Source organism: Hohaiivirga grylli, assembly GCF_039655745.1.
Taxonomy (GTDB): Bacteria; Pseudomonadota; Alphaproteobacteria; order Rhizobiales; family Beijerinckiaceae; genus Hohaiivirga; species Hohaiivirga grylli.
The window spans coordinates 154,110-181,022 of record NZ_JBBYXI010000001.1 but is presented as its reverse complement, the minus strand read 5'-3'; the positions used below and the strand labels follow the sequence as shown (position 1 = coordinate 181,022).

Annotated in this window: 25 protein-coding genes; 9 read left to right on the top strand and 16 right to left on the bottom strand. The window is 49.5% G+C overall.

Annotation, left to right across the window (positions count from 1 at the left end; genetic code table 11):
• Positions 1-45: 45 nt before the first annotated feature.
• Entirely contained in the window at positions 46-1,290 is a 1,245-nt protein-coding gene (locus WJT86_RS00710; RefSeq protein WP_346335575.1) for an FAD-dependent monooxygenase, read from the bottom strand.
• A gap of 181 nt (positions 1,291-1,471) precedes the next feature.
• Between WJT86_RS00710 and tesB the strand changes: the two genes are divergently transcribed.
• From tesB to xth, 6 genes are all read left to right on the top strand, one after another.
• Positions 1,472-2,344 carry an acyl-CoA thioesterase II gene (tesB, locus tag WJT86_RS00705; RefSeq protein WP_346335574.1) on the top strand — a complete coding sequence of 291 codons (873 nt, stop codon included), beginning with the start codon at positions 1,472-1,474 and terminating at the stop codon, positions 2,342-2,344.
• Between the two features lie 310 nt (positions 2,345-2,654).
• On the top strand, positions 2,655-2,993 hold the full coding sequence (locus WJT86_RS00700; protein ID WP_346335573.1) for a P-II family nitrogen regulator: 339 nt from the start codon (positions 2,655-2,657) through the stop codon (positions 2,991-2,993).
• Between the two features lie 23 nt (positions 2,994-3,016).
• Complete coding sequence (locus WJT86_RS00695) at positions 3,017-4,339, top strand: ammonium transporter (protein WP_346335572.1); 1,323 nt, start codon at positions 3,017-3,019, stop codon at positions 4,337-4,339.
• A gap of 219 nt (positions 4,340-4,558) precedes the next feature.
• Positions 4,559-7,288 (top strand): DNA translocase FtsK, encoded by a 2,730-nt coding sequence (locus tag WJT86_RS00690; RefSeq protein WP_346335571.1) that lies wholly within the window; start codon positions 4,559-4,561, stop codon positions 7,286-7,288.
• A 90-nt stretch (positions 7,289-7,378) separates the two neighbouring features.
• Positions 7,379-8,557: an outer-membrane lipoprotein carrier protein LolA gene (locus WJT86_RS00685; protein WP_346335570.1), complete on the top strand. Its 1,179-nt coding sequence runs from the start codon at positions 7,379-7,381 to the stop codon at positions 8,555-8,557.
• 91 nt (positions 8,558-8,648) lie between these two features.
• Positions 8,649-9,464 (top strand): exodeoxyribonuclease III, encoded by an 816-nt coding sequence (xth, locus tag WJT86_RS00680; protein WP_346335569.1) that lies wholly within the window; start codon positions 8,649-8,651, stop codon positions 9,462-9,464.
• Positions 9,465-9,467: 3 nt separating this feature from the next.
• Here the strand turns inward: xth and WJT86_RS00675 are convergent, their stop codons facing one another.
• Together WJT86_RS00675 and WJT86_RS00670 are read right to left on the bottom strand one after the other, a co-directional pair.
• Positions 9,468-9,932, bottom strand: a complete 465-nt coding sequence (locus tag WJT86_RS00675) for a Crp/Fnr family transcriptional regulator (protein ID WP_346335568.1) — start codon at positions 9,930-9,932, stop codon at positions 9,468-9,470.
• 19 nt (positions 9,933-9,951) lie between these two features.
• Positions 9,952-10,638: a response regulator transcription factor gene (locus tag WJT86_RS00670; protein WP_346335567.1), complete on the bottom strand. Its 687-nt coding sequence runs from the start codon at positions 10,636-10,638 to the stop codon at positions 9,952-9,954.
• Positions 10,639-10,879: 241 nt separating this feature from the next.
• Here WJT86_RS00670 and WJT86_RS00665 point away from each other — a divergent pair, with 241 nt between their 5' ends.
• Positions 10,880-11,413 carry a L,D-transpeptidase family protein gene (locus tag WJT86_RS00665; RefSeq protein WP_346335566.1) on the top strand — a complete coding sequence of 178 codons (534 nt, stop codon included), beginning with the start codon at positions 10,880-10,882 and terminating at the stop codon, positions 11,411-11,413.
• Positions 11,414-11,433: 20 nt separating this feature from the next.
• Here WJT86_RS00665 and ppa read toward each other — a convergent pair whose 3' ends face one another.
• Positions 11,434-11,973 carry an inorganic diphosphatase gene (gene ppa, locus WJT86_RS00660; protein WP_346335565.1) on the bottom strand — a complete coding sequence of 180 codons (540 nt, stop codon included), beginning with the start codon at positions 11,971-11,973 and terminating at the stop codon, positions 11,434-11,436.
• Positions 11,974-12,331: 358 nt separating this feature from the next.
• Between ppa and WJT86_RS00655 the strand changes: the two genes are divergently transcribed.
• Positions 12,332-13,054, top strand: a complete 723-nt coding sequence (locus WJT86_RS00655) for a fused DSP-PTPase phosphatase/NAD kinase-like protein (RefSeq protein ID WP_346335564.1) — start codon at positions 12,332-12,334, stop codon at positions 13,052-13,054.
• 8 nt (positions 13,055-13,062) lie between these two features.
• On the opposite strand, the gene WJT86_RS00650 is transcribed toward WJT86_RS00655, so the two are convergent.
• Positions 13,063-14,847, bottom strand: coding sequence for an ABC transporter ATP-binding protein (locus WJT86_RS00650; protein ID WP_346335563.1), 1,785 nt, complete (start codon positions 14,845-14,847; stop codon positions 13,063-13,065).
• 90 nt (positions 14,848-14,937) lie between these two features.
• On the bottom strand, positions 14,938-15,633 hold the full coding sequence (locus tag WJT86_RS00645; protein ID WP_346335562.1) for an aspartate/glutamate racemase family protein: 696 nt from the start codon (positions 15,631-15,633) through the stop codon (positions 14,938-14,940).
• A gap of 199 nt (positions 15,634-15,832) precedes the next feature.
• On the opposite strand from WJT86_RS00645, the gene WJT86_RS00640 reads away from it, so the two are divergent.
• Positions 15,833-17,467, top strand: coding sequence for an MBL fold metallo-hydrolase (locus WJT86_RS00640; RefSeq protein WP_346335561.1), 1,635 nt, complete (start codon positions 15,833-15,835; stop codon positions 17,465-17,467).
• 46 nt (positions 17,468-17,513) lie between these two features.
• Here WJT86_RS00640 and WJT86_RS00635 read toward each other — a convergent pair whose 3' ends face one another.
• The 10 genes from WJT86_RS00635 to rpsP all read right to left on the bottom strand — a co-directional run bounded on the left by WJT86_RS00635 (position 17,514) and on the right by rpsP (position 26,860).
• Complete coding sequence (locus tag WJT86_RS00635) at positions 17,514-17,945, bottom strand: cytochrome c oxidase assembly factor Coa1 family protein (RefSeq protein WP_346335560.1); 432 nt, start codon at positions 17,943-17,945, stop codon at positions 17,514-17,516.
• Between the two features lie 27 nt (positions 17,946-17,972).
• Positions 17,973-18,617, bottom strand: a complete 645-nt coding sequence (locus WJT86_RS00630) for a hypothetical protein (protein ID WP_346335559.1) — start codon at positions 18,615-18,617, stop codon at positions 17,973-17,975.
• A gap of 184 nt (positions 18,618-18,801) precedes the next feature.
• Entirely contained in the window at positions 18,802-20,214 is a 1,413-nt protein-coding gene (leuC, locus tag WJT86_RS00625; protein WP_346335558.1) for a 3-isopropylmalate dehydratase large subunit, read from the bottom strand.
• Positions 20,215-20,383: 169 nt separating this feature from the next.
• Positions 20,384-20,761 (bottom strand): 50S ribosomal protein L19, encoded by a 378-nt coding sequence (gene rplS / locus WJT86_RS00620; RefSeq protein ID WP_346335557.1) that lies wholly within the window; start codon positions 20,759-20,761, stop codon positions 20,384-20,386.
• A 141-nt stretch (positions 20,762-20,902) separates the two neighbouring features.
• Positions 20,903-21,976, bottom strand: coding sequence for an ABC transporter ATP-binding protein (locus tag WJT86_RS00615; RefSeq protein WP_346335556.1), 1,074 nt, complete (start codon positions 21,974-21,976; stop codon positions 20,903-20,905).
• Between the two features lie 38 nt (positions 21,977-22,014).
• Positions 22,015-23,673, bottom strand: coding sequence for an ABC transporter permease (locus WJT86_RS00610; RefSeq protein WP_346335555.1), 1,659 nt, complete (start codon positions 23,671-23,673; stop codon positions 22,015-22,017).
• 156 nt (positions 23,674-23,829) lie between these two features.
• Positions 23,830-24,858 (bottom strand): ABC transporter substrate-binding protein, encoded by a 1,029-nt coding sequence (locus WJT86_RS00605; protein WP_346335554.1) that lies wholly within the window; start codon positions 24,856-24,858, stop codon positions 23,830-23,832.
• A gap of 162 nt (positions 24,859-25,020) precedes the next feature.
• On the bottom strand, positions 25,021-25,716 hold the full coding sequence (gene trmD / locus WJT86_RS00600) for a tRNA (guanosine(37)-N1)-methyltransferase TrmD (protein WP_407066885.1): 696 nt from the start codon (positions 25,714-25,716) through the stop codon (positions 25,021-25,023).
• A 39-nt stretch (positions 25,717-25,755) separates the two neighbouring features.
• Positions 25,756-26,322: a ribosome maturation factor RimM gene (gene rimM / locus WJT86_RS00595; RefSeq protein WP_346335552.1), complete on the bottom strand. Its 567-nt coding sequence runs from the start codon at positions 26,320-26,322 to the stop codon at positions 25,756-25,758.
• Between the two features lie 115 nt (positions 26,323-26,437).
• A complete protein-coding gene (rpsP, locus tag WJT86_RS00590; protein ID WP_346335551.1) occupies positions 26,438-26,860 on the bottom strand; it encodes a 30S ribosomal protein S16 in 423 nt (140 codons plus the stop codon).
• Between the last annotated feature and the right edge of the window lie 53 nt (positions 26,861-26,913).

Sequence of the window (26,913 nt, the reverse complement as noted above, 5' to 3'; positions counted from 1 at the left end):
TTATGACCTGATTATAAAAAGGCCAGCATCTGCTGGCCTTTTTTATTAAAGCTCTTCACCTTTAAAGAGGCGTGGAGCGCTCACGGTTGTGCCTCCGACCGCCTGATCAACGAAGAAACGTTTCAACTCAGGCAGGCGGTTAACGAGGCCAAGGCCAAAATCTCGGATTAATCTGACCGGTGTCAGATCATTTGAGAACAGACGGTTCAGGCCATCCATTGCCAGCCCTTTGGCAGTAACATCAAAGCGCCGTGCATTCTCGTAAAGCTCAAGCTGGTTATAGGTTCCCGGGTCAAGGCCAATGCGGACGGCATCGACAATGATTTCAGCGAGGGCGGCGACATCTTCCAATCCAAGGTTGAGGCCCTGTCCGGCAATGGGGTGGATGGCATGGGCAGCATCACCAAGCAGTGCGAGGCGATCAGAAATGAAACTGCGGGCAATGCCAAACGTAAGCGGGAAACTTTGAAGACTTGTCTCCAGCGCGATTGTCCCGAGTGTTGGCCCAAAGCGCTTCTCAACTTCCGCCAGCTGTTGTTTTTCGCCAAACTCCATAAGGTAATCAGCGGTCTCGGTTGTTTCTGTCCAGACGATTGATGAGCGGTATCCTAATGTACCGCCCGGAGCTAATGGCAGAATGGCAAAGGGGCCGGATGGGAGAAAGTGCTCGTAGGCTTTTCCTTCATGATCGCGGGAATGGGTAATGGTTCCGACGATACCTGACTGATTATAGGGCCAGCTGATCCAGCCAATATTGGCCAGTTCCCGCAGGCGGGAGCGTTTCCCATCTGCTGCCACAAGCAGGTTTGAGGTGAAGGGTTTCCGGCCTTCCATTTCAATTTCAACGCCATTACCTGTTGGTGTGAACCGTTGAATGGCCGAAGCAGAAAAATCAATATTGCAGGTTTTACAGGCTTGAAGAAGCAGCTTTGTCAGTGCTGCGCTTTCAACCATATAGGCCAGCGGCTCGCCCTGAAGGTTACCTTCAGCAAAAGTCAGGAGACTTGGTCGCACAGGGTCTTCGACACGGCTGTCTGTGATGACCATATCGGCGACCGCCTCAGTCTGCAGAATCTCATCATCCCAGACACCGAGGGTTTCAAACATCCGACGTGATGATGGCGTGACGGCAAAAGATCGCTTGTCGCGTGAGGCATCACGATCAAGGGCCGGGTCAGCAAGTGTCAGACGGATATTGTCTCCAAGAGCTTTCTTTAATGCAAAAGCGAGCGCCAGACCATTTAAGCCAGCTCCGGCAATCGTGATATGATATGGATTTGCAACCGACATTTATCTTTCACCATTTTGCATCTGAAAGGTAACCTGGAACACGACCAGCCATTTTCAGCTTGCTATGCTATAGCAGCTTTGTACTCTGGAAAAGAGTTACAGCAAATATTGCTAGAATTGTGTTATTTCTATACTCGTGGCAAAAAATAGTGAGAGACAATAATAATTAAGGAGTCTGGTCGTGTTCAACAGTGTTGATGAGCTGCTTTCCATTTTAAAACTCGAACAGCTTGAGTTGAATCTTTATCGCGGCCAAAGTCCGCAGGTTGGCTGGCAGCGTGTCTTTGGCGGGCAGGTGGTCAGTCAGTCGCTGGTTGCTGCAACCCATACTGTAAATTCACAGTTCCATGTTCATTCTCTGCACGGCAACTTTATTTTACCTGGTGATCCGACCATCCCGATTATCTATGAGGTTGAGCGCCTGAGGGACGGGCATTCCTTTATTACCCGACGCATTACGGCCATTCAGCATGGGCAGGCAATTTTCTCCATGTCAGCCTCTTACCAGAAGGAAGAGCAGGGCTATGAGCATCAGCTGCCAATGCCAACTGGTATTCCAACGCCTGATACATTGCCTAATGAAGAAGAATTCCGGACAAAGATCGTGCCATTGATGCCGCCGGAAATTCGTTCTTATTTCGCTCGCATGCGTCCGCTGGATATCCGCCCTGTTGACCCGACACGTTATGAGCTCAAGTCCGGGCATGAACCTTATTTCAACTGCTGGTTCAAGACTGTCGCGCCATTGCCGGATGACCCGGCAATTCATCGGGCCGTTCTTGCTTACGCCTCCGATTTTACATTGCTTGATTCATCACTCGTTGCCCATGGACGGAGTGTCGTTGAGCGTTCGATGCAGGCTGCAAGCCTTGATCATGCCGTCTGGTTCCATCGCTCATTCCGTGCTGATGAATGGCTGCTTTATGCTCAGGACAGCCCGAGTGCGATGGGAGCACGTGGTTTCTCCCGTGGTCTGATTTACAAACAGGATGGCACTCTTGTGGCTTCTGTCGCTCAGGAAGGTCTTATTCGTCGGCGAGACGACCGGCTTTAAATAATCGTTCATGCGTCAAACAAAGGGCCCGTTGAGGCCCTTTTTTCTTGGCTATTTTTTAAGCATCAACCTGATGCGCCTAAAAAATAGGCAATGGTAATTTTCAGGATGTGGTGGGTCAAATTTCAGCAAAAACTGCTTAGCAGACTGAAATGAAAAACACTTTCTCATTTTTCTATAAAATTTTGCTACCTGAAAGCCTTTATTTCCTTGTCATCCGTAAGTTCAAAGCAGTGTTGGCACGCTCCTTGCAAATTCATCCTTGAGATATCGCGCTGGAATATCCGGCCAGAAAAACCGAGGAGGAAACATGAAGTTTGTCATAGCCATTATCAAGCCATTCAAGCTTGACGAGGTCAGGGATGCATTAAGCTCTCTGGATGTTCATGGTCTGACCGTAACGGAGGTAAAAGGGTACGGCCGCCAGAAAGGTCATACCGAGATTTATCGTGGCGCCGAATATGCGGTGAACTTTCTCCCTAAAATCAAGATTGAGGTCGCGGTTGATACCGCCATTGTTCAGCAGGTTGTTGATGCAATTGCAGCTGCTGCTCAAACGGGCCAGATCGGCGACGGCAAGATCTTTGTTCTTTCTCTCGATTCAATTTTACGAATCCGCACCGGCGAAACCGACGGTGATGCCCTCTGATTTTTAGATTGTGGAGTCTGTTCATGCTTTTGCGTTATTTCAAAAAACTACCGATTTTGGCATCCCTTGTCGCTCTTTCGCCTGGTGCTGCTTTTGCTCAGGCAACGGAGGCAGCCACCCCAAATAAGGGTGATACGGCTTGGATGCTGATGTCCACAGTTCTTGTTTTCTTTATGATTTTACCGGGCATTGGCCTGTTTTACGGAGGTATGGTCCGGGCCAAGAATATGTTGTCGGTGCTCACCCAGATTATGGTGGTTGCCTGTGTCGTCTGTCTGCTCTGGATTGTTTATGGCTATTCACTTGCCTTCACGGCAGGTGGGGACTTCAAAGAGTTTATTGGTGATTTCTCCAAGTTGTTTCTGATTGGTGTTTCGCCTGCTTCAACAACAGCTGATGGTGGTTTGCCAGAATATGTCTTCATCTGTTTCCAGATGACATTCGCCATGCTGACACCAACGCTGATTGTTGGCTCATTTGCCGAACGCATGCGCTTCCCTGCTGTTTTGCTATTCTCCATTCTGTGGTTCACTTTTGTTTACATCCCGATCGCTCACATGGTCTGGGGCGGCGGATTGCTGGCAGAATGGGGGGCGCTTGATTTTGCTGGTGGCACAGTCGTGCATATCAATGCCGGTATTGCTGGTCTTGTAGGCTGCCTTCTGGTGGGTAAGCGTATCGGTTTTGGTAAAGAGCTGATTGCGCCACACTCCCTGACCATGACAATGATTGGTGGTGCAATGCTGTGGTTCGGCTGGTTTGGTTTCAATGCCGGCTCTGCCCTCAAGGCTGATGGTGGCGCGGGTCTTGCCATGATCAATACTTTTGTAGCGACAGCAGCAGCTGGACTTGCCTGGCTTCTGGCTGAATGGATTCTCAAAGGGCACCCTTCAATGCTCGGTCTTGTATCCGGTGCGATTGCGGGTCTTGTTGCGGTGACACCTGCTGCCGGGTTTGCCGGACCAATGGGGTCGATTGTTCTTGGCCTTCTGGCGGGTGTGGTCTGCTTTGTCTTCTGTTCGACAATCAAAAATGCTTTTGGTTACGATGACACGCTTGATGTTTTTGGAATCCATGGTGTTGGCGGTATTATCGGTGCTATTGCAACAGGTATTGTTGTTGCCCCGGCTCTTGGTGGAACAGGTCTGGCCACGGGTGAGTATGTTATGGCAACGCAGGTCTGGATTCAGACAAAAGCTGTGCTTGTGTCCTTGCTCTGGACAGGTATTGGCTCTCTGATCCTCTTCAAGCTTGTCGGTATCTTTACGCCTTTACGCGCTTCGTCTGAAGAAGAACGGGAGGGCCTTGATCTCGCTGAGCACGGAGAACGCGCCTACAACTACTGAGTATTGGTTGCGAATCAGTAGTCTGTTTCAAGAAATTTTAAGCCGGTCGCGTCACACAGGATGCGACCGGTTTTTTAGTTGTTCCTGGAAAAAGTCATATTCACGAATAGGTTACGGGAAATACACACTTTCTTCGTAAGGTTAAGGCACCCTTAACCCTCGTGGCGTAAGGTTAACTCTGGAAAAATTTACGTTATGTTCCCCTCCTCGAGACACGAGATGCGAAAGAGTCGACCTACACCGCTTGAAAGCCTGTCTGATTTATTCCGTGCGTTCCTGGCCCGTTGTGCCAAGGAGCTGATCGGAATCACATTGCTTCTGTTATCAGGGGCGATGGTTGTTGCGCTGGCAACATGGTCGGTCGATGATCCAAGCTTTAACAATGCCGTTGATGGGCCCGTAAAAAACACGCTTGGCTGGATTGGTGCAATCAGTGCTGATCTTGTTATGCAGCTGTTTGGTCTTGGGGCAATTGTTATTCTATGTACGATGCTTATCTGGGGCTGGCGACTGATTACCAAAGCCCGGATTGATAAAGTGCAGTTGCGCCTTGTGCTCTGGATTCTTGGTGTTTTCACGGCAACCGCTATGGCAAGCTCATTCCCGGCAACGGCACAATGGCCTTTACCAACAGGTCTGGGTGGTGTTGTTGGCGATGGTCTGGTGAGTGCTGCCAAAGCAATCACTGGTTTGTCAGGAGGTCCGGCAAAAATCATTCTCGGTTCTGTTTTTGCAATCATTACCATTCTGTGCCTGACAGCTGCCTGTGGCTTTGGCATGCACGAGCAGGAGCCGCAGTATCAGCCACTGGATGATGCTGAGGAAGAAGAATACTGGGAAGAGCCAGAAGATACGCATCGTGAAGATGAACCGGGCTGGGGTATTGTTTCTCTTGGAGCCATTGCTCATGGTTTTATGAGCATAAGCAGTACATTGCGTCGCTGGACAGCAAAGCGTAGTGAGCCAAAGCTGGCTATGGCCCGTGGCGGTAATATGCATTTTGAACAGCCCCGTATGGCATCGGAAATGCCTGGTGGTGGTATGGCTGGTGGTCCGATGATGCGCCGTGAGCCGAGCTTCGGTGCTCCAGTGCAGCTTCATCATGGTTATCAGCCGCAGCCAGAACCGCAGTATCATGACGACTATCAGTCTCACTTTGAGCCGTCACATGCGCCTGTGCTGCATGATGATGACGATATTGAGCCCTGGCATGATGGGGAAACCTATATTCCGCATCCGGCTCCTGTTGTTGAGCGTCCACAAAACCGTGTGATGCTCCAGAGAAGTGAAGCTGAAAATATTGTCCACTCGGTGTCTGATGAAGAGGCTTATCAGGCTGGTCGTGTGGGTCCGGCGCCTACTGCACCCAAGCAGGGCAAACGTATTGTCCGTGAAGCGCAGCCATCATTCCTGAATGAGGAATCTTATGAGCTGCCACCACTGACTCTTCTGGCAGAACCGCCAAAGACCAATACCAACGCGATCTCGACAGATGCGCTCGAGCAGAATGCTGCCCTGCTTGAAAGCACCTTGCAGGATTTCGGCGTTAACGGTGAAATTATCAATGTTCGCCCTGGTCCGGTTGTCACACTTTATGAACTCGAGCCCGCACCGGGTACCAAATCATCACGTGTGATTTCACTGGCAGATGATATTGCCCGCTCCATGAGTGCAATCTCGGCCCGTGTTGCGGTTATTCCCGGTCGTAATGCTATTGGTGTCGAACTGCCAAATCATAAGCGTGAAACGGTTTATCTGCGGGAACTTCTTGCCAGTCAGGATTTTGAATCCAGCAAACACAAACTGGCCCTGTGCCTTGGCAAGACCATTGGCGGTGAGCCGGTTATAGTTGATCTTGCCCGTATGCCCCACCTGCTGATTGCCGGTACGACGGGCTCTGGTAAGTCCGTTGCGATCAACACAATGATCCTGTCGTTGCTCTATCGTCTCAAACCGGAAGAATGCCGCCTGATCATGGTCGACCCGAAGATGCTCGAACTGTCGATCTATGAGGGCATCCCGCATCTCCTGACACCTGTTGTGACCGATCCCAAGAAAGCGGTTGTTGCCCTGAAATGGGCCGTCCGTGAGATGGAAGACCGTTACAAAAAGATGTCGAAGCTTGGCGTCCGCAACATTGATGGTTTCAATGCCCGTGTGAAAGAAGCCAAAGCCAAGGGTGAGGAAATCACCCGGACAATTCAGACAGGCTTTGACCGTGAAACGGGTGAAGCGCTCTATGAGCAGGAGAACATGGATCTCGAGCCATTGCCATATATCGTCATTGTTGTTGACGAAATGGCTGACCTGATGATTGTTGCCGGCAAAGAAATTGAAGGCACAATTCAGCGTCTGGCCCAGATGGCACGTGCCGCTGGTATCCATGTGGTTCTTGCAACACAACGTCCATCCGTTGACGTTATCACGGGTACGATTAAGGCCAACTTCCCAACCCGTATTTCTTTCCAGGTGACTTCAAAGATTGATAGCCGGACAATTCTGGGCGAGATGGGTGCCGAGCAGCTGCTTGGACAGGGCGATATGCTTTACATGGCAGGCGGTGGCCGCATAACGCGTGTACACGGGCCTTTCTGTTCGGATGAAGAAGTCGAGCATGTCGTTACACACCTGAAACAGCAGGGTCAGCCTTCCTACCTCAGCTCAGTGACTGAGGCTGAAGAAGAAGCAGGCAGCGATGGTGCTGTCTTCGATAATACGTCTTTCGGTTCTCCGGGTGGTGATCTTTATGATCAGGCTGTGGCACTGGTTCTGCGTGATAAGAAAGCTTCAACGTCCTATATCCAGCGCCGACTACAGATTGGCTATAACCGTGCTGCCTCAATTATGGAGCGTATGGAGCAGGAGGGTATTGTCAGCCCCGCTAACAACGTCGGAAAGCGCGAGATTTTAATGCAGAGTCCAACCGAATTTGCCGATGAGGAGGCCTGACATAAAATTGCTTAATAAGACGGTTTCAATGGTGTGAGGGAAGGCTGGCCTTCTCTCGAAGTTTCCAATGTGTTGCGAAAGAAGCAATAGATGCCTCTTGTGGACCATATGCCAATAAACGGGTTTGTTCGCCTGTATAAACCACAGCGGTACATTGTACTTGGCGCTGCGATTACCTGTTTCCTGACGGTATCGGTTCTATGTGCTTTGATGGCCAAGGCACAATCTGGTGGAATTCCCGTTGATGAAAACGGTAACCTTCAATATCCTTCTGAACGCGTTTTACAAGCTGCACCATTGCCTCCAAAGCGGCCGGCATCACTGTCAGGCTCTCAGGAGGGACAGCCAGTTGCTGCTCAGCCGGTTAATAATGAAGCTCCGGCTGTACAGGAGCCTCAAAGTTATCAGGGCAATTTTGGAACCGTCTTCAAGCCTCTCGATTCAAAAGGCTTCGTACCTTTCAGCGCTCCAAAGTCCGTACCTTTGCGCCCGAAAATGGAGGCAAAGCCCGCTTCTGAAAAACCAGAATCTCAGCCAGAACAGCCAGTTGCAACAACGCCTCCGGTTGAGGATACACCTGAGCAGTCAGATAATAGTGCAGCACAACAGCTGGTGAATGTCCCTTTACCGCCTCCTGCTCCGCCAAACAGGGATGTCTTGGCTGAAGGTGTGCAGAATGCTGCCGGTAATAATGATCAGCCACAGACAGTGGGGGCTGCGCCGGGAGTTGCCGCAGTTCCGCCGCCTGCTGATTTACCAGCGGCATCAAAGCTGTCTGACCAACAGATTCTTGACCGGGCCAACCGTTTTTTCAATACGCTCAATACAATGCAGGCTGACTTCGTCCAGATTGGTGGTGATGGCAAGCGTATGAAGGGTGTGCTGTATCTAGAGCGTCCGGGACGTGTCCGCTTTTCCTATAATCCGCCATCTGCCATGGAGATTATCTCTGATGGTAAAAACGTGGCGATTAAAGACGGCAAGCTGAATACATCTGATGTGTACTCGATCAATCAGACCCCACTGAAATTCCTGCTGCGTGACCCGATTAATCTTGGCAAAGATCTCAAGCTTGTTGAAATAGATCGTGATCCGACAAGCACACAGATCACACTGGAAGACAGTACAACGATTGGTGGCCGTGCCCAGATTGTGCTGTATTTTGATACAGCCGTTCAGAACTTAAGCCGCTGGCAAATCCATGATGCACAAGGATTTGTGACAACGGTTATCCTCTCAAACATCGACCGGACCCGCCGGGGCAGATAATCATCCATATTAATCTGCTTCCTGATACTGGAGCCCGTGCATGAGCTGGGGTAGGTTATCTCCACTTCAGGACTAGCACAGGAAAACAGGCGTGAAGCTTTCAGTTACAACATGGAATATCAATTCCGTCCGGTTACGTAGTGATCAGGTCAGACAGTTTCTTGAAAATGAAAGACCGGATATTCTGTGCCTTCAGGAAACCAAGTGTCCTGATGACAAGTTTCCGTTCAAAGAACTGAAGTCGTTTGGTTATCCTTTCATCACCAATGTTGGGCAGAAGGGCTATAACGGTGTAGCAATTCTCTCAAAATATCCGTTTTCTTCCACGCAGGTGATGTCCATGTGTGAGCGTATGGATGCACGCCACATTGCCATTACACTTGCACCAGAAGCCAAGCAGGCCGCAGGTATCACCATCCATAATTTCTACGTTCCGGCAGGTGGTGATATTCCGGATGCGGTTCTCAATCCCAAGTTTGCGCACAAGCTGCAGTTTCTTGCCGAAATGCGTGCATGGGGAGAGCGTAACCGTAAACTGGGAGCTCCCGGAATTCTCGTTGGTGATTTGAATATCGCGCCTCTTGAGCACGATGTCTGGTCTCACAAGAAGCTTTTGGATGTTGTCAGTCACACGCCTCTTGAAACGGAGACTCTTGAAACATTGCGTCAGGAAGCAGGCTGGGTTGACGGTATGCGCCATCTGCGGCCTGAGCCGGAGAAAATCTACTCATGGTGGAGTTACCGCTCGCCTGATTGGGCCGCAGCAGATAAAGGGCGCCGCCTTGATCACATCTGGCTGACTGAAGACTTGGCCCCTGTTCTCAAGAGCATGCACGTTACAAAGGAAACCCGTGGCTGGGAGCGCCCGTCAGATCACGCACCGGTGACAGCTATACTTGAGCTGTAAATTTTAATTATTGGGTTCGTCATCTTCAAAGAGATGGCGGACCTTTTCCAGATTTTCGGTAAACTCGATAAGATCAGCGCTCAGTGCATCATGAGCGGCATTGGCACAATCGGGAAACTCTTCCAGAACTTTCCGCAGTAATGTCGGAGATATCCGTAACAGCTCTGATGGCTCAAGGGCTGTTGCTGTTGCGGGGCGAACGTTTCGGACGAAGAGGGCCAAACGACCGATCAAAGTACCGGGTTTGGCTATTATGGCCGTTTTGTCATTGTGCTCTTTTTCAACCCTGAGAGAGCCACTGATCACCACATAACCACAATCAGCCCGGTCTCCTTTGCGAAACAGGAGATCATCTTTTTTGAGACTTCGACGTTCAGCTGCAAATGCAATCAACCTTAAAGCTTCAACTTCAAAAAGGTTGAATAGCTCAGTTTCAGCAAGAATGCTTATATCGTCTCCGAGGGCCATGCTACTTTAAAAATCCTGATCAAGGTGCCAGTCGATAGCCGCCTGCATCTGTCAGCAGAATACGCGCATTCGAAGGGTCCGCCTCAATCTTCTGACGAAGGCGGTAGATATGGGTTTCCAATGTATGTGTTGTTACATTGGCGTTATAGCCCCACACTTCTGCAAGCAATGTATCTCTTCCGACAATCTGCTTACCTGCGCGATAAAGATAGCGCAGAATTGCAGTTTCTTTTTCTGTCAGTTTTGTTTTTGAACCTTTGGCATCAATAAGCAGTTTAGCCCCGGGTTTAAAAGTATAATGCCCTATCTGAAAAACAGCATCTTCACTGGCTTCATACTGGCGCAACTGGGTCCGTATACGAGCGAGAAGAACCGAAAATTTAAACGGCTTGGAGACATAGTCGTTTGCACCGGCTTCTAAGCCCTGAACCGTATCTTCATCCGAATCCTGAGCAGTCAACATGATCACAGGTGAGCGAAAGCCCTCTTCGCGCATCTGGCGTACGGCTTCCCGGCCGTCCATATCCGGCAAGCCAACATCCATGATGACAAGATCAATCCGCTGGCTCTTAACAGCCTCCTGTGCCTGACCAGCGGTTTCTGCTGTCAGGATTTCAAATTCCGGATTTAAGGAAAGCTGTTCAGAGAGCGTGTCACGCAGTATGGCCTCGTCATCAACCAGAAGCAGACGGCTGGCATTGGACATGAATGACATACCTCTCAATGCTGGATTCCGGTGTAACGGAATGAGGAACAAGGATAATACTGCAAAGCAGGTTTCAACTATGTAAGCAGTAATGCCTCGCAAATAAAGGGAATTTTCTGACTTCTCGGCGATATAAAGTTGAATAGAGCCGTAATCCCCGCTTATCGTTTGTTATTGGTTAAAGACCTGTTGCTATGGTGCATGTTCGCAGAGGAATTTTTCAGGAAAGGGCAGCCGTATTATGAAGCGGACATCGGTTGATACGATCAGGGTTTTCCGGTCGCCGCTGAATCATAGTCGCGGTGTGATTGTCGCCGGGTCATTACGTATCCCTTGTGCGATTGGCCGTTCTGGTACCACACATCTGAAACGTGAAGGTGATGGTGCATCAAGAATTGGTCGATTTGGGATGCTGCAGGTCTACTATCGGCATGATCGTGGTAAGCGTCCAAGAACACTGCTGCCGATTCGGCGGATATCCCCTGATGATGGCTGGTGTGATGCCCCTGCTGATCGCTGTTATAATTCGCGCGTGACATTGCCCTATAATGCCAGCTGTGAAGAGATGTGGCGGGATGACAACCTTTATAACGTGGTTGTCGATCTGGATATCAATCGTGGTCCTATCACCAAAGGGCGGGGCAGTGCCTTATTTTTGCATATCGCCCGGCCAGATTACACACCGACGCAAGGGTGTATTGCCGTTGCCCAAAAAGATATGGCCCGACTGCTTGCGCTTGCCGGGCCAAATACAAAAATTCAGATCTGCGGCTGATAGGCCGAAGATAAGGCAGCTTACTTGCCGCCTTCTTTCTTGTGGCGTTCAATACCTTCGAGAATCAGCTTGCGTGCTTCGGCAGCATCACCCCAACGGATGATCTTGGCCCATTTGCCTGGTTCCAGATCTTTGTAGTGGGTGAAGAAATGCTCGATCTGCTGTATGACGATTTCTGGCAGATCTGTGCATTCCTTGACGTTCTCATAACGGCGGGTCAGCTTTGTGGTTGGGACAACGATGATCTTCTCATCTTCACCACCGTCGTCTTCCATGACCAGAACGCCGATTGGACGCACATTCATGACTGCACCCGGAACGATCGGACGGGAATTGACGCAGACAACGTCACATGGGTCACCATCACCTGAAAGCGTATGTGGGATAAAACCGTAGTTTCCTGGATAGCGCATTGGGGTGTAAAGGAAACGATCTACAAAGAGAGCGCCGGATTCTTTGTCCATTTCGTACTTGATTGGTTCGCCACCAACCGGAACCTCGACAACCATGTAGACTTCATCTGGCGGATTTTTCCCAACTGGGATGCTAGCAAGATTCATTGTATTTCTCCGCAGACAGGATGTGTCCTGTCTTGTAATGTTCGGGTTCATATCTCTAAAGGGCCATGACAGCACGAAAATAACATTCGTGTTTCACCCCCTGTCACTATGGTCTGTAATGGTTACACGGGATTATCTCAAGAGGGTTTCACACAACAATCCGTTTATGGTTTCTGCAAGAAAACATGTGAAACAGCCCAGAGACATTGCTCACTGGGGTGATCACTGCTAGAGAAACAATCGCTGAAACCTGAGTATCTGCGGGTTTCAGGGTTGATTGAGGGTAGCGTCATACCTACCTGTCAGTCTTCATCTGTGATATTTACCGTACCTTGAAATAACGAAGAGTTTTACATCTGTGCTAAATCGTTTCCGCAAGCCTGCAATACGTCGTGCCCGTCGCGTGGCACGTATCAAGCGTTGGGACAGGCCAATTGACAGCACAGGTGAGAGGTTACGCGCATGGTCAAACATGCTGTTTGTCGACCATGGAATCTTTCGGATAGCCTATCTCAATAAATACAAGGTTACACCCAATCTGTGGCGTTCGGCTCAGCCTGCGCCCTATCAGATTGCAGCTCTTGCCCGGGATGGCCTAAAAACAATCGTCAATTTACGGGGTGGTCGCGAACATGGTGCCTGGCAGCTTCAAAAAGATTATTGCGCCAAGCATGGAATTAAGCTCGTTGAGTTTATCGTCCGTTCACGTGGTGCACCGGATAAGCAGGTTATTTTATCTGCCAAGAAGTTTTTTGATGAGCTTGAATATCCGGCTCTCATCCATTGCAAATCAGGGGCCGATCGCGCTGGCTTTGTTGCAGCCCTTTTCCTGATTGTGCACGAGGGTCGTCCGGTCTCAGAAGCCATCTCCCAGTTGTCGCTGAAATACGGCCATTTCCGTTTTGCCAAGACAGGTATTCTCGACGCCTTTTTTGAGATGTACCTCAAACAGGGCGAGGCGAATGGCATCCCATTTCTTGAATGGGTCGAGAAAGTTTACGACCCTAAAGAGCTTGAACGTAACTTCCGCCCAAGTTTCTGGTCAGACCTCCTCGTCGATGGCATCATGCATCGCGAGTGATTTAGCCCTTATGCAGGGCTGATCACATCATCCGTCAGCTGCAGTCTGTAAAGACGGGCATAAGCGCCGTCTTTCGTAATGAGTTCATCGTGGGTTCCGGTCTCGATAATCTTTCCGGCTTCCATCACGACAATCATATCCGCATCGCGAACGGTTGAGAGTCGATGGGCGATGACAAGTGTCGTGCGACCATGCATCAGCTTGCGGATTGCCTGCTGCACCAGGCGTTCAGATTCTGAATCAAGGGCAGATGTGGCTTCATCAAGCAACAGAATAGGGGCATTCTTGTAAAAGGCGCGGGCCAGAGAGATGCGCTGACGCTCACCGCCAGACAGGCGTGTGCCCATGCTTCCAACCTGACTGTCATAACCTTCCGGGGCTTTCATGATGAAATCATGAGCTGCGGCAGCTTTGGCGGCTTCGATAATACGCTCTTCATCAGCATCATTGCGGCCAAGGGCAATATTGGCACGGATGGTATCGTCAAACAGCATGACATCCTGACTGACGACAGAAATCTTATCACGCAGGCTGTGCTGTGTGACTTCGCGGATATCCTGCCCATCAATAACCAATGCACCATCTGTCACGTCATAAAGGCGTGGCACCAGTGACATCATGGTTGACTTGCCTGAGCCGGACCGGCCAACCAGTGCGGTGGTCTTGCCAGCCGGGATTGTCAGGGTGATGTGATCAAGAGCTGTGACATCTTCACGATATTTGAAGACAACATTCTCAAGTCTGATTTTGCCTTTACTGACATTGATCGGTTTGGCATCGGGGGTGTCAACAATTGTAGGTTTTTCATCGACAATGGCATAATAGCGAACCAGTGCAGCAACCGCTTCCTGAATAATGGCGCTCAGGTTGCCGAGTGTGCGGATAGGCTGGGATGCAAGCAGCAATGCGGTAACAAAGCCGGCAAAATCACCAACTGAACTTTGCCCGGCCATTATGCGCCAGCCAATCAGGAACAGGACACCTGCAAGGGCAATACCACCAGCAATTTCCAGCAATGGATCGAGGCGTCCGCGTGCATTGGCAGCCTTGACCTTTAGGAGGCGGATTTCGTTGAAGGAGCTTGCCGCTTTTCCTTTCAGGTAGTCTTCAAGATTATAGGTTTTGGCAACGCGGGCACCCTGAAGGCTTTCAGAAACCAGCCCTGCCATCTCACCAATCTGCTCCTGAGTTGAAGTAGACATGCGGCGCAGCTTCTTGCCAATTTTCGCAATAGGAGGAGCGACAAAAGGAGCAACAACGGCAGATGCCAGCGTCAGGATCGGATCAATCCAGATCATAGCAATGACAACGGCAATAATTGTTGCGGTATCACGCAGGAAGACTGTCGAGATACGGGTCAACGCTTCTTTGATATAGGTAAAATCAGTGGTGAAGCGTTGGGTAAGTGCTGCTGAACTCTGCCGCCCGATCTGGGAGATGTCACCATCAATCAGATGGCTGTAGAGCTTCAGCTGCATGTCAGCTTCAATCTGGCTGACAACCCGGTTGGTCAGAACTGTCTGACCCAGCATCGAGAAACCTTTGACAGCGGTCACAACGATAATGAAAATCGGGGCAACCATAATGATATTCTGGCTTTTGTCCGTAAAAGCATCCAGAGCCATTTTTACAAGGACAGGATAGAGACTTGCCGTACCGGCAATCAGGATAACCAGACACAGAATAAGCAGCAGTGAACCTGTGTAGGGTTTAACCCATTCACGCCACATCCGCATGAGAATCGGCCAGGTATCTTTGGAGAAGGTCAGCTTCTGTGAATTTTTCTTTGCCATCAAATCGTCTTCGCTGTCTCTCGCTGAACGTGCCAGCATTCATTGGCGTGGCTAACACGCAATCAGTAATGCATGCAACTGTTAGCAGCTTCAGGCACCTGCGAACAACTGTTTAAGCTTAACAACGGAAGTTGTCGGTGCCGTCAGAACAGGCACTTTGACCACTGAACGGACAGAGGCTGCCGCACGGGCCATGGAGAACTGGGCCAGCATAACGGCATCACAATGTCCGAGCTTATAGGCAGCGTCCGCTACAAGGTGATTATGGGTTGTGACATCGCCATTGCGAAGAGCATCCATGGCTTCAGTGATCAATTCTGTTTTCAGGGAAGCGTGTTTGCCAAGGTAAGAACAGGCATTTTCAAATTCGTCCGTCATGGATTTGACGGACGGTTTGAAGCTCGCAATCATACCAATATTATGCCCATGCTTAAGAGCCTCTTCAAACATGGCTTCATTGGGCTTCATAACCGGGACTGAGAGAAGCCCGGCAGCGTATTCAATACCTTTTCCAAAAGCAGAACATGTATAGAGAACGGCATCTGCACCTGTAGAGACCGCATAGCGGCCAAGGTTTGCGATACGTTCAATCAATATATCGGGCATATCATCATATTGTGAACGGTCATGTGCCAGAGAATCATCCCAGATATTGACCAGTTCCGCCTGTGGCCATTCAATAGCAAAGGCTGAATGAATTGGTTCCATGGAAGCTTTAAGGGCGTGAACCAGAGCAATGCGTGGAGAAACAGACATACCGACCTCGAAATTCTTCACGAGAAGCATAAGTAATGAATCATGAAATCTGCTTTTTGCGAAAGTAAAAATGGTTTCTGAGCGCATTGTCCCGGGGTTTTATGGTTTTCTCGTCTGTATTCACCCAATTGCCAAGGTTTAAAATTGGTCATTCGCTTGCTACTACTCCCGGTAAGCATGCTAAGCTGGTGTGTGGGTTTCGACAGCTCTGAACTTATGAGGGATCGATATGGCTACACAAACAAATAATGTCCCGAAAAACTTCCCCATTATACGTTTCCATGGTGCAACAAAGGTTGTTACCGGATCTTGCTATGAAATTGAAACAACGCACGCCCGTATCATTGTTGATTGTGGCATGTTTCAGGGGTCAAAATCTGAAAAAGAGCTGAACTATCGTGAGTTTCCTTTCAACCCGGCAGATATTGATGCCGTTGTTTTGACCCATGCCCATATTGATCATAGTGGTCTGCTGCCAAAGCTTGTCAAACATGGTTTTAAGGGTCAGATTTTTGCGACATCCGCAACTGTTGAGCTTTGTTCGGTGATGTTGCCTGACTCGGGCTATATTCAGGAAAGCGAAGTCAAACAGCTTAATTGCCGGAACCAGCAGCGTGGCCGGGCTCTGGTTGAACCTATTTATACCGCAGAAGATGCCAGAGACTGTCTGACACATTTCCGGCCAGCAGATTATTGTGAGTGGGTGCAGGTTGCAGAGGGTATCCGTATCCGTTTCTGGAATGCTGGCCATTTGCTTGGTTCTGCTTCTGTGCAGATGGAAGTCACAAATGGTAAGGAAGTGCCAGTCCGTATCCTGTTTTCCGGGGATATCGGGCCTTCAAGTGAATTGTTGCAACCAGACCCGAATGCTCCGCATTGGCTGGATTATGTCGTTTGTGAATCAACCTATGGTAATCGGGATAGGGTTGATGTTTCCGCAGAAGAACGCCTGACTTTATTGGCAGAAGAAGTTCAAAAAGCAGTGAAGCGGAATGGTCCGTTGCTTATTCCTTCATTTGCGGTGGAACGAACACAGGAAGTTCTGGTTGATCTTTATACTCTTATGAAAACAGGGCGTGTGCCAAGAGCTGCTGTTTTCGTAGATTCCCCTCTGGCCACCAAGGCCAGTCAGGTTTTCAGTAAATATGCACGTGATGTTGAGCATGGGGAGGTTCTGCTTGAAGCATTCAACTCCAGCTTTGTTCGCTTCACGGAATCCGCTGAACAGAGCAAAGCCATTTCAAGAATTCGTGGCTTTCATGTGATTATTGCTGCCAGTGGTATGTGTGATGCAGGCCGTATCCGCCATCACCTTAAGCAATGGCTCTGGTCTTCAAAAGCAACGGTGCTGTTTGTCGGGTTTCAGGCTCAAGGATCTCTGGGGCGTATTATTCTTGATGGTGCAACGAGTGTCCGAATTCAGGGAGAAGAGATAAGGGTTAAGGCCAATATCGCTTCTCTCGATTTCTATTCCGGGCATGCAGATGGCCGTGCGTTGACAGAGTGGGTTCGTGAGCGCCTGCCAATTAATGAAAATATCTTTCTCACTCATGGTGAGCCGGAAGCGATGGAAGGCTTGAAAGAGAGTCTTTCCCATATCATTCCGCCTGAAAAAATTATCATGCCAACTCTTGATCAGGCATTCGAGCTGTCAGGTAAGGGCGCGCATGAGGTTGAAGCTGGACAGCCAAAGCGGATGGACCATGAAGATATGGGCCGTATGGACTGGCATAATGATCTGTCAAAACTGCTGCTGGATATCTCTGAAGAGATTGGCAATCAGGCAGATGAACGTAACCGTGCCAAGGTTATTCGCAGACTGCGCAAGGCGTTGGAGAATGGTGATGTACCCAATGGTAATTGATCGCCTGCTGCAAAAGTTACGAGAAGGGGAATACCCCTTCTCGGTTTTAGCTTTGATTTTGGCAATTCCGCATTTCGGATGCGAAATAGACTTTATCTTCCCGGTCAATGATTGTTAGCCTGTCATTGCCGACAGTCAGGTATTCCTCGATGATAATCCATGTATCTCCGCGCTTTACGGCTGAGACAATGATGTCAGCTGAAGCTTTTGTGCCACGGACCGGCACAGAGATAATAGCACATGAGCCAATTTGATTTCCGGTTACAAAAAAACCTGCTTCGATATTTTCTCCCAAGTATTCCTGCGCTCTGCTGTCTTGCATTAATTGCTGCAAACTTGCCTTTTTAAGATCCGAGAAAAGACCCATAATAAAGGAGAAAATTGCAATAGGCATTAAACAGCTGAGTAAGATAACAATTACCCATCCACGTCGACTGAGATTGAAATTCTTATAATAATAAAAGTTTACACCGAACATTACAGGTGCCTCCTGTGAGATGGGTGGTCAGTCATTATTTTTAAGGCAGTCGCGCATCTCAGCTTGGTAAGCGCTCTTATTCGTTAGCGGTACAATATCAATAATGCCATTAGCCGTGAATAATGTTGCCTCAAGGATGACCCATTTCTCTCCTCTTTGAGCTGCGGAGAATATGTATTTTGCAGAATTTTGAGAGCCTTTGGCTGTATAGGTTCCGTTTGCACATGAATTGTTTCGGCTAACGTTTGAAACATTTAATGACACAGGTTCTCCAAGAAATGCGAGAGCTTGCTCATTCGTGGTTAGAGCTCTTAAGGCTGCTTCTTTTGGGCCAGCAAAAAATGACATGAAGAACCAGATGAAGAAACAAATGATCAAGGGAAATAAGATAAGGCCAGCAATCGACCATTTTTTCTGCACTTTGTTAAAATGCTCCACGCTTTGCCAGCGTTTATTTCGCCATGCCCATTCACGACCTTTAACTCCTAGAACAAACATCATGATAATGTTTGCTATGGGAATGAATACGAGAAGGGCAATGTAGACGTTGTTAAAAATTCCCCAAATCCAGCTCAGGCAAAAAGCGCCCCAGCTCCAACCCGGCACACCAAGGGGCACGGCTGCATAAGGTCCGGTTCCGGATGTGTTTTCTGTTGCTTGTGGTTCAGTCATTTTTGTTCCCTCTTTGTACTCTTTGAGAGAATAGAACATAATTTCACTAAACTTGAAATAAATACTATGTTGTAATGCGTTAGACTATTTTTAACGAGACAATAGCAGGGATTATATTATGAGATTTCAATACAAAAAAGGCGCGTGATTAACGCGCCTTTTCATAAGAATTATGCTTCGGTAATCAGCGGGCATTCCACTCACGGATGTCAACGAAATGCCCGGCAATAGCGGCAGCGGCAGCCATAGCTGGAGAAACCAGATGGGTGCGACCTTTGAGGCCCTGACGGCCTTCAAAGTTGCGGTTTGATGTCGAGGCACAACGATCAAGCGGGTTGAGCCTGTCTGCATTCATTGCCAGACACATGGAGCAACCTGGCTGGCGCCATTCAAAACCGGCTTCCAGGAATATCTTGTCGAGACCTTCAGCTTCTGCCTGCTCTTTAACGAGGCCGGAACCCGGAACAATCAGAGCCTGACGAATATTGGCGTGCAGTTTGTGACCCTTAACGATGGCAGCAGCGGCGCGCATATCTTCAATGCGGCCGTTGGTGCAGGAGCCGACAAAGACCGTATCAACAGCGATATCGGTAATCTTGGTTCCCGGCTTCAGGCCCATATATTCGAGGGCCCGCCATTTTGACTGACGCTTGTTTTCATCTTCAATCTTATCGGGATCAGGAACGGCACCTTTGATCGAGATGACATCTTCCGGGCTTGTGCCCCAAGTGACGATTGGTGGGAGGTTTGCGCAGTCGATATGGATTTCCGTATCGAATTCAGCGCCCTCATCGGTGCACAGGCTATCCCAGTAACGGCGGGCATCATCCCATGCAGTGCCTTTTGGTGCCTTTGGGCGGCCTTCAAGGTAGGCATATGTGGTTTCATCCGGGGCAACCATACCAGCGCGGGCACCGCCCTCGATGCTCATGTTACAGATGCTCATCCGGCCTTCCATGGACAGGCCACGGACGGCTTCACCGGCATATTCAATGACATGGCCCGTACCACCGGCTGTACCGATTTCACCAATGATGGCAAGCACCAGATCTTTTGCCGTGACGCCGCTTTGTGGTGTACCGTTCAGCATGACGCGCATGTTTTTCATCTTGCGCTGAATCAGCGTCTGAGTTGCAAGCACGTGTTCGACTTCAGAAGTGCCAATACCATGAGCAAGAGAGCCAAAAGCGCCATGGGTTGATGTATGAGAGTCACCACATACGATGGTTTGTCCGGGAAGGGTAAAGCCCTGCTCTGGGCCGATCACATGGACAATGCCCTGACGTTTGTCATGCTCATTATAATATTCAACGCCGAATTCCTTGACGTTTTCAGCGAGCGTCGAAATTTGCTGCACGGATTCAGGATCTTCAATCCCTTTTGAACGATCAGTTGTCTGGACGTTATGATCGACAACAGCCAGTGTTTTCTCTGGATGACGGACTTTGCGCCCAGCAAGACGCAGACCTTCAAAGGCCTGCGGGCTTGTCACTTCATGTACAAGGTGGCGATCGATGTAGAGTAGGCAGGTTCCATCTTCCTGCTCATCAATTACGTGATCGGCCCAAATCTTGTCATAGAGTGTACGCGGTTTCATAACGGATCCTAGTGAACGAAAATTTCATCAACTATGCCGAGATATTCGCTAAATAAGCAAATCCGGTCATTCAAGGGTAATTCTATTACGCTTTTCAGTTTTTGAGTACAATAAAAAAGCGCGGCTTTTTAAAGGCCGCGCTTGGTATCTGAAACTATTATGGAAGAACTTACTTCTTCGCAGCCTCTGGGCGACGGTCTGTACGCTCAGCAATACGAGCGGATTTACCACGACGGTCACGTAGGTAGTAAAGCTTCGCACGACGGACCTTACCGCGGCGGACAACCTTGATGGACTCGATCAGTGGTGTGTAGATTGGGAATACGCGCTCGACGCCTTCACCATAAGAAATCTTGCGAACTGTGAAGCTTTCGTTGAGGCCACCACCGGAACGGGCGATGCAGACGCCTTCATAGGCCTGTACGCGTGTACGATCGCCTTCTTTAACCTTCACGTTGACGATAACTGTATCACCTGGCTGGAAGTCAGGGATATCTTTGTTAAGGCGTTCGATCTGCTCTTTATCGAGCTGTTCAATAATGTTCATTTTTCTCTCCTGCCGTTTCAAACGCTCCATTTCCGGAGTTTTGAAGGATTTCGGCGTCCTGTTTTAAGTTGAGGTCGTGGAATTAGCAGAGAATGGCAGTTTTGTCGAGCGACATTTGATGCCGCTCGTACGATTCCTGTCTTACTCAAAGATCACATGCGGTTTGGAAGGCTCAACAGTTATCCAGATTGTGCCGGACTGCAGTACGGGGCCAGGGTCAAAACTGTCGATAATCCATTCCTTTTTAAAAGCATCTTCAGCAACATAGCGTGTTTTTTCACCCAGAAAGATGCTTTGTTTAATTGTGACCTCCAGGGAAAAGGCGTTCTTGTCTGCCGCTTTGGCAATCCTGATGGATTCCGGGCGGATACTGATGGCAGCCTTACCCTTGCGTCCCTGATCCTTGCCACTTTCAAGCGGAATGACAACATCATGGTAACGGGCTTTATCATTCCCTTCGATGTCGACATCAATCAGATTGGTTGTACCAATGAAGTCGGCAACGAAGCGGGAGTTCGGGCGATAATAGATATCCTGTGCTGAACCAGCCTGCTGAACGATACCCTTGTTCATCAGAACAATATAGTCACTCATGGCCAGAGCTTCCTGCTGGTCATGGGTGACGTAAATGGCTGTCAGCTGCAATTGCTGCTGAATCTGACGCAATTCAACACGAACGATCTCGCGCAGTTTGGCGTCAAGGTTGGAAAGCGGTTCGTCAAGAAGAAGGGCGTCCGGGTTCATGACAAGGGCGCGCGCAACAGCAACGCGCTGCTGCTGGCCACCGGACATCTGATGCGGATAGCGATCCTTGAGGTGTGCAAGCTGCATCAAAGAGAGAGCTTCAATAACCTTCTCATTGATCTGGGCTTCGTTGAGCTTGCGATCCTTAGCCTGAATACGCAGACCATAAGCCACGTTTTCAAAAACGCTTAAATGCGGAAACAGGGCATACTCCTGAAACACCATGGCAGTGTTACGGGCGTAAGGTGCCAGCTTATCGACGCGTTTACCCTTGATGTAGACTTCACCGGCATCGGGCTCATAGAAGCCGGAAATCATGCGCAGCAGGGTTGTCTTGCCACAACCCGATGGGCCGAGGAAGGTCACAAACGAACGTGGTGGGATAACAAGATTAACATCATTGATGACCTTGTTACCGCCAAAGACCTTACTGACGTTTTTCAGCTCAACTGCTGCAATTTCTTCAGTCATTTCTTATACTCCGAGCCTTTGATCAGGCCGTGTTCTGATTAAAGGTTAAAGATGCGGATACGATCACGCAGGAACAGCTTGGCGACACCAAATGTCACCATGATCGTCAGCATCATGCCGAGTGCCGTTGCGCTGGCCTTGCCGTAATAACCATGGTCAGCCAGCGAAAGAATCGAGATCGCGGCCAGCATCCATTGCGGCGAGGTCAGGAAGATAACGGTCGACAATGTGTTCATGTTTTTGAGGAAGCTGTAGATCAGGCTGGTTGAAACAGCATTCTGCAACATCGGAATAACGACCTTGCGGAAGGTGGTTGTGCTGTTCGCTCCCAGATTGGTCGAGGCTTCTTCAATGGATTTATCAATCTGCTTGAAGGCAGAGATTGCATTGCGGTAGCCAACGGGCAATTGCCGTAAGGTCATACCGATAATGATGATGGCAGCAGTCCCGGTCAGCTCGAGGGGTGCCGTATTGAAGGCAAGGATCAGCGCCAGGCCCATGAATGTGCCCGGCATTGAAATCGGCAACAGGGCAACAAAGTCGACTAGACCTTTACCCGGAAAGCTCTTGCGCGCAACGAGGAACGCCGTGAACACGCCAAGGACTGTTGTTGCAGCAGCTGAGATCAAAGAGAGGAACCAGCTGTTGAACATGCTGCTTGAACGCAGGAAGACTTCCGCGAAGTTCTCTAATGTGAGCGTGTAATCCCAGCCAAAGTTCTCGGTCAGGGCAAAACAGATCACGATCGCAAAGTTCAGGAGAATGTAGCAGGAGACGATGGCGCAGAGCAGCCACAGGAAGAACCGCCCAACCGGCCCGATCGTGATACGTGTCAGGCCAGCTACCGGTTTGCCTGTCACAGTCACATAAGAACGGCGATCAAGGAAGTACTTCTGTACAAGGAAGACACCAAGGGTTGGCAACAGCAGGACAATCGACAGGACTGCTGCCATTGGCATATCGAAAGCGCCGGTAACCTGCTTGTAGGCTTCTGTTGCCAGCATGCGGTGGTTACCACCGATCAGGATCGGGTTACCGAAGTCGGCAAATGAGTTAATGGCAACCAGCAGGAAGGCAGAAAGAACGCCAGGCAGAGCCAGAGGCAATGTCACGCTGCGGAATAGCTTCCAGCCACGGGCGCCAAGATTCTGGGCGGCCAGTTCAAGGTTTGGACTGATCGAGCGTAACACGCCGGAAATTGTCATATAGGCCAGTGGGAAAAAGGCGATTGTCTGCACAACCCAAAGGCCAATCCAGCCGTAAAGATCAACACGTACTTCGAGAAGGTGACGGGTAATCATGCCATTACGGCCGAACAGCATGATGAAGGCTAGACCACTGATGACAGAAGGGGACATCAGAGGAAGCAGCACGATAAAACGGAAGAATGCCTTACCCGGGACATTGGCATAATTAATGGCGTAAGAATAGCCAAAGCCAAGCATAACAGCCGTTGCTGTTGCCAGAAGTGAGGAGACAATCGTATTGCGCAGGGCCTCGAGGAAAATTGGCTCTGATAAAAATATCAGCCAGGTTTCACTTGTTGGCAGAAAGCAGATTTTCAGCAGCGGGTAAACGATGAAAAGTGCAAAAAGCACGATCACAATGCCCAGACTGATAACCAGAGATGGTTCGCGCAGGGTACGGCTCAAATCTGCAAGCAGACCCTTCTTTTCCTGAATAGCTGTTGTTGCCATGTCTTATCTTTTTGTTACGTGCGGTCTGATGGCCGCTGGTGTTAGCTATCCGGCTAAGGAGAGAAAGTAATAAGCCGCATAGCGTGATTTAAAAAGATGGCCCGAATACAGCGTAAAGCGTACTCAGGCCAGCTTGAATGACAGATTATCAGGCCCTTAGTTCAGGACTTTCCACTTTTCGACCAGTTCCTTGCGCTGCTCACTGGCTTTGGCAAAGCTGAAATCCTTGTTGATTTCCATCTGATCAAGAGGCTTGGCACCTGCTGGTGTTGGCACGTCTGAACGTGTTGAGAGGCGCTGTGTCATCTTCGAGTGGATTTCACCAGCTTCCTTGGTCAGCATGAAGTCTGCAAAAGCCTTACCAACATCTGTATTCGGGCCGCCCTTGATGACAGAAACGGCACCAATTTCCCAACCTGCTCCTTTTGGAACAAAGCTGACAACCGGCATACCGCGTTCTGCAACCAGAAGCTGGTCATGAATGAAGTTCAGAGCAATCAGGTATTCGCCACTACCAACCATCTGGGCTGGTTTGAAGCCGCTGCTGGTGTATTGTGCAATCTGTCCACGCAGTTGCTTCAGGTAGTTCATACCCATTTCCTCACCCATGGACTGGATGATGGAAGCAATCATTGTATAGCCCGTGCCACTTGTAACGGCATCTGGCATAACGATCTCACCTTTGAAAGCCGGGTTCAGCAGATCTTCAAAGGTTTCTGGCATCTTCAGGCCTTTGGAGGCAAAGTTCTTGTCCCAGTACTGCTTGTTGATACCAATCGCCATTGGGCCAACATAGAAACCGGCCCAGTAATGATCCTTATCTTTGTAATAGGCAGGAATATCCGCACCAGCTTTGGAGTCATATTGTTCCAGAAGCCCGGCTTCTTTCAGGAACTCATGGTTTTCGGCAGCACCACCGAGAATAACGTCAGCTTTTGGAGAGGCTTTTTCAGCCTGTACACGGGCAACAATTTCGCCAGCAGAGATACGCAGGAAGCTGAAATCAGCACCTGTTTTTTTCTTGAAAGCTTCCAGCAGGGCTTTGCCTTCGTTTTCATGAAAGGCGACATAAACAACAAGCTTCTTTCCGGAAAGATTTGGTGCCTCTTCAGCCTTTGCTGCTGAAAGACCAAGCACGAATGGCAATGCGGCAATGCCGGAAACGATGTTTCTGATTAATTTCATGTTGTTACCCCTTATTCCCTTGGCGGAAATGATAATTCCAATACGTATACTGCTCAATAACAATGCATTTATACAGGTTATTATTCATGCGATCATAAAGGACTAACACCTTATGACTACATGTCAATCTGGTTAAGGCTGATGTGGTAAACGCTGGTGTGATCAGCTGCGTGGCTTGGACATCAGATCAGGTCGGCGTTGGGCGGTCAGTTTATCTGACTTTTCTTCACGCCAGGCTTTAATGGCAGCGTGGTTTCCGCTCAACAGAACATCAGGGATATCACGCTCTTCCCAATTCCGTGGGCGTGTATATTGCGGATATTCCAGACGATTGTTTTCAAAGCTTTCTTCTGAGCCTGATTCAAGTTTTCCCATGACGCCGGGTAGAAGGCGTACACAGGCATCAAGCAGAACCATTGCGCCGAGTTCACCACCGGATAAAATATAGTCACCGATGGAAACTTCTTCGAGATTGCGTCCTTCAATGACGCGCTCGTCAACGCCCTCAAATCGGCCACAAACGAGCACAACACCCGGACCCTGAACCAGTTCACGAACGCGCTTCTGCGTCAGGGGTTTGCCTCTTGGGCTTAAGAGAAGGCGCGGGCGCGTATCATTTTCCGGGATGGCAGCATCAATCGCTTCTGCGAGCACATCGCAGCGTAAAACCATACCGCAACCACCACCCGCTGGTGTGTCATCAACGGCCTTGTGGCGGCCGATGCCATGATCTCTGATATTTCGTGCTTCAAATGACCAGATGCCTTTTTGCAATGCATCTCCTGAAAGTGATGTGCCGAGTGGCCCGGGAAACATCTCAGGATAGAGGGTCAGAATTGTTGCGGAAAAACCAGTCACGTTCGGCACCATGTTATCTGTTTGAAGAACTCTCAAACCCTAAAGGCTTGGCTCTTCATCCTCATCTTCTGTTTCCGCGTAGTCAATTGTAACGCGGCCCTGCTTGATATCAATTTCGGGTACGAAATCTTTGGTAAAGGGCACAAGCAGGCCAACCGGAGCAACTTCAAGAATATCGCCGCCACCGTAGTTTGAAATAGCACTGACAGTACCGATTCCCGTACCTGATGCATCGAAGACTTTTAGACCGATCAGGTCTGCGTGCAGAAACTCATCTTCATCTTCTGTTTCTGGCAGACGGGTGCGCTCAACATATAGACCAACGCGATTCAAGGCTTCTGCACCGTTGCGATCATCAACACCTTCAACCCTGATCACCAGCATATCCGTCTGATCACCGGCGGCTTGCCGAAGAACCGTGATATTTTTCTGTTCACCGGTTTCAAGAAAAACAGGATTATAATCAGCGATGGCCTGAGGATTTGCTGTAAAGGATTTCAGCCTGATTTCGCCTTTCAGGCCCTGTGCACGTCCCAATTCGCCAAGCAGGACGTAATCTGCATTACCTGACAGCTTTCCTGATTTATTGGGTTTTGTATTGGCCATCGGTACCTATTCCTGCGGCTGATGTGAAAACGGGTGTGCCTGTCTTTAAAGAACCGGCACACCCGTTAATCATGATAAATCGCTCCGGTAAAGCACCGGAAGCGATATTGTTTAATTATTCTGCTGCTGGTTCTTCAGCAGGGGCCTCAGCAGGAGCTTCGACCTGTGCTTCAGCAGGAGCTTCCTCAACAGCAGCAGGAGCTGCAGCAGCTTCAGCCGCGGCAGCAGCACGTTCCTGTGCCTTCTTGCCTGGCTCACCCTTCTGAGGGTTGTTGCGTGGAGCGCGCTTCAGAAGGCCTGCAGCGTCAAGGAAACGCAGAACGCGGTCTGTTGGCTGTGCGCCCTTTTCAAGCCATGCTTTGATCTTTTCGATTTCGAGAACAACGCGAGCTGCATCACCCTTCGGCTTCATGGGATCGTAGATACCGACCTTGTCGATGAAACGGCCATCACGCGGGGAGCGGGAATCAGCAACAACGATACGGTAGTGAGGACGCTTCTTTGCACCACCACGGGTGAGACGAATCTTGAGAGCCATAATTTTCTCCTTAAAACTCTAAAACTTCTGATACCTTTTGCCGGACTATCCGA

Bases quoted from the DNA above. Each gene is read 5' to 3' on its own strand.
- leuC (WP_346335558.1), bottom strand. From the start codon at position 20,214: ATGAAACCGCGTACACTCTATGACAAGATTTGGGCCGATCACGTAATT.
- WJT86_RS00695 (WP_346335572.1), top strand. From the start codon at position 3,017: ATGCTTTTGCGTTATTTCAAAAAACTACCGATTTTGGCATCCCTTGTC.
- WJT86_RS00675 (WP_346335568.1), bottom strand. From the start codon at position 9,932: ATGGCCCTCGGAGACGATATAAGCATTCTTGCTGAAACTGAGCTATTC.
- ppa (WP_346335565.1), bottom strand. From the start codon at position 11,973: ATGAATCTTGCTAGCATCCCAGTTGGGAAAAATCCGCCAGATGAAGTC.
- WJT86_RS00665 (WP_346335566.1), top strand. From the start codon at position 10,880: ATGAAGCGGACATCGGTTGATACGATCAGGGTTTTCCGGTCGCCGCTG.
- WJT86_RS00630 (WP_346335559.1), bottom strand. From the start codon at position 18,617: ATGACTGAACCACAAGCAACAGAAAACACATCCGGAACCGGACCTTAT.
- WJT86_RS00690 (WP_346335571.1), top strand. From the start codon at position 4,559: ATGCGAAAGAGTCGACCTACACCGCTTGAAAGCCTGTCTGATTTATTC.
- WJT86_RS00635 (WP_346335560.1), bottom strand. From the start codon at position 17,945: ATGTTCGGTGTAAACTTTTATTATTATAAGAATTTCAATCTCAGTCGA.
- WJT86_RS00700 (WP_346335573.1), top strand. From the start codon at position 2,655: ATGAAGTTTGTCATAGCCATTATCAAGCCATTCAAGCTTGACGAGGTC.
- WJT86_RS00615 (WP_346335556.1), bottom strand. From the start codon at position 21,976: ATGACTGAAGAAATTGCAGCAGTTGAGCTGAAAAACGTCAGTAAGGTC.
- rimM (WP_346335552.1), bottom strand. From the start codon at position 26,322: ATGGCCAATACAAAACCCAATAAATCAGGAAAGCTGTCAGGTAATGCA.
- WJT86_RS00685 (WP_346335570.1), top strand. From the start codon at position 7,379: ATGCCTCTTGTGGACCATATGCCAATAAACGGGTTTGTTCGCCTGTAT.
- WJT86_RS00670 (WP_346335567.1), bottom strand. From the start codon at position 10,638: ATGTCCAATGCCAGCCGTCTGCTTCTGGTTGATGACGAGGCCATACTG.
- WJT86_RS00640 (WP_346335561.1), top strand. From the start codon at position 15,833: ATGGCTACACAAACAAATAATGTCCCGAAAAACTTCCCCATTATACGT.
- WJT86_RS00710 (WP_346335575.1), bottom strand. From the start codon at position 1,290: ATGTCGGTTGCAAATCCATATCATATCACGATTGCCGGAGCTGGCTTA.
- rpsP (WP_346335551.1), bottom strand. From the start codon at position 26,860: ATGGCTCTCAAGATTCGTCTCACCCGTGGTGGTGCAAAGAAGCGTCCT.
- WJT86_RS00650 (WP_346335563.1), bottom strand. From the start codon at position 14,847: ATGGCAAAGAAAAATTCACAGAAGCTGACCTTCTCCAAAGATACCTGG.
- WJT86_RS00645 (WP_346335562.1), bottom strand. From the start codon at position 15,633: ATGCTTCTCGTGAAGAATTTCGAGGTCGGTATGTCTGTTTCTCCACGC.
- WJT86_RS00610 (WP_346335555.1), bottom strand. From the start codon at position 23,673: ATGGCAACAACAGCTATTCAGGAAAAGAAGGGTCTGCTTGCAGATTTG.
- WJT86_RS00605 (WP_346335554.1), bottom strand. From the start codon at position 24,858: ATGAAATTAATCAGAAACATCGTTTCCGGCATTGCCGCATTGCCATTC.
- rplS (WP_346335557.1), bottom strand. From the start codon at position 20,761: ATGAACATTATTGAACAGCTCGATAAAGAGCAGATCGAACGCCTTAAC.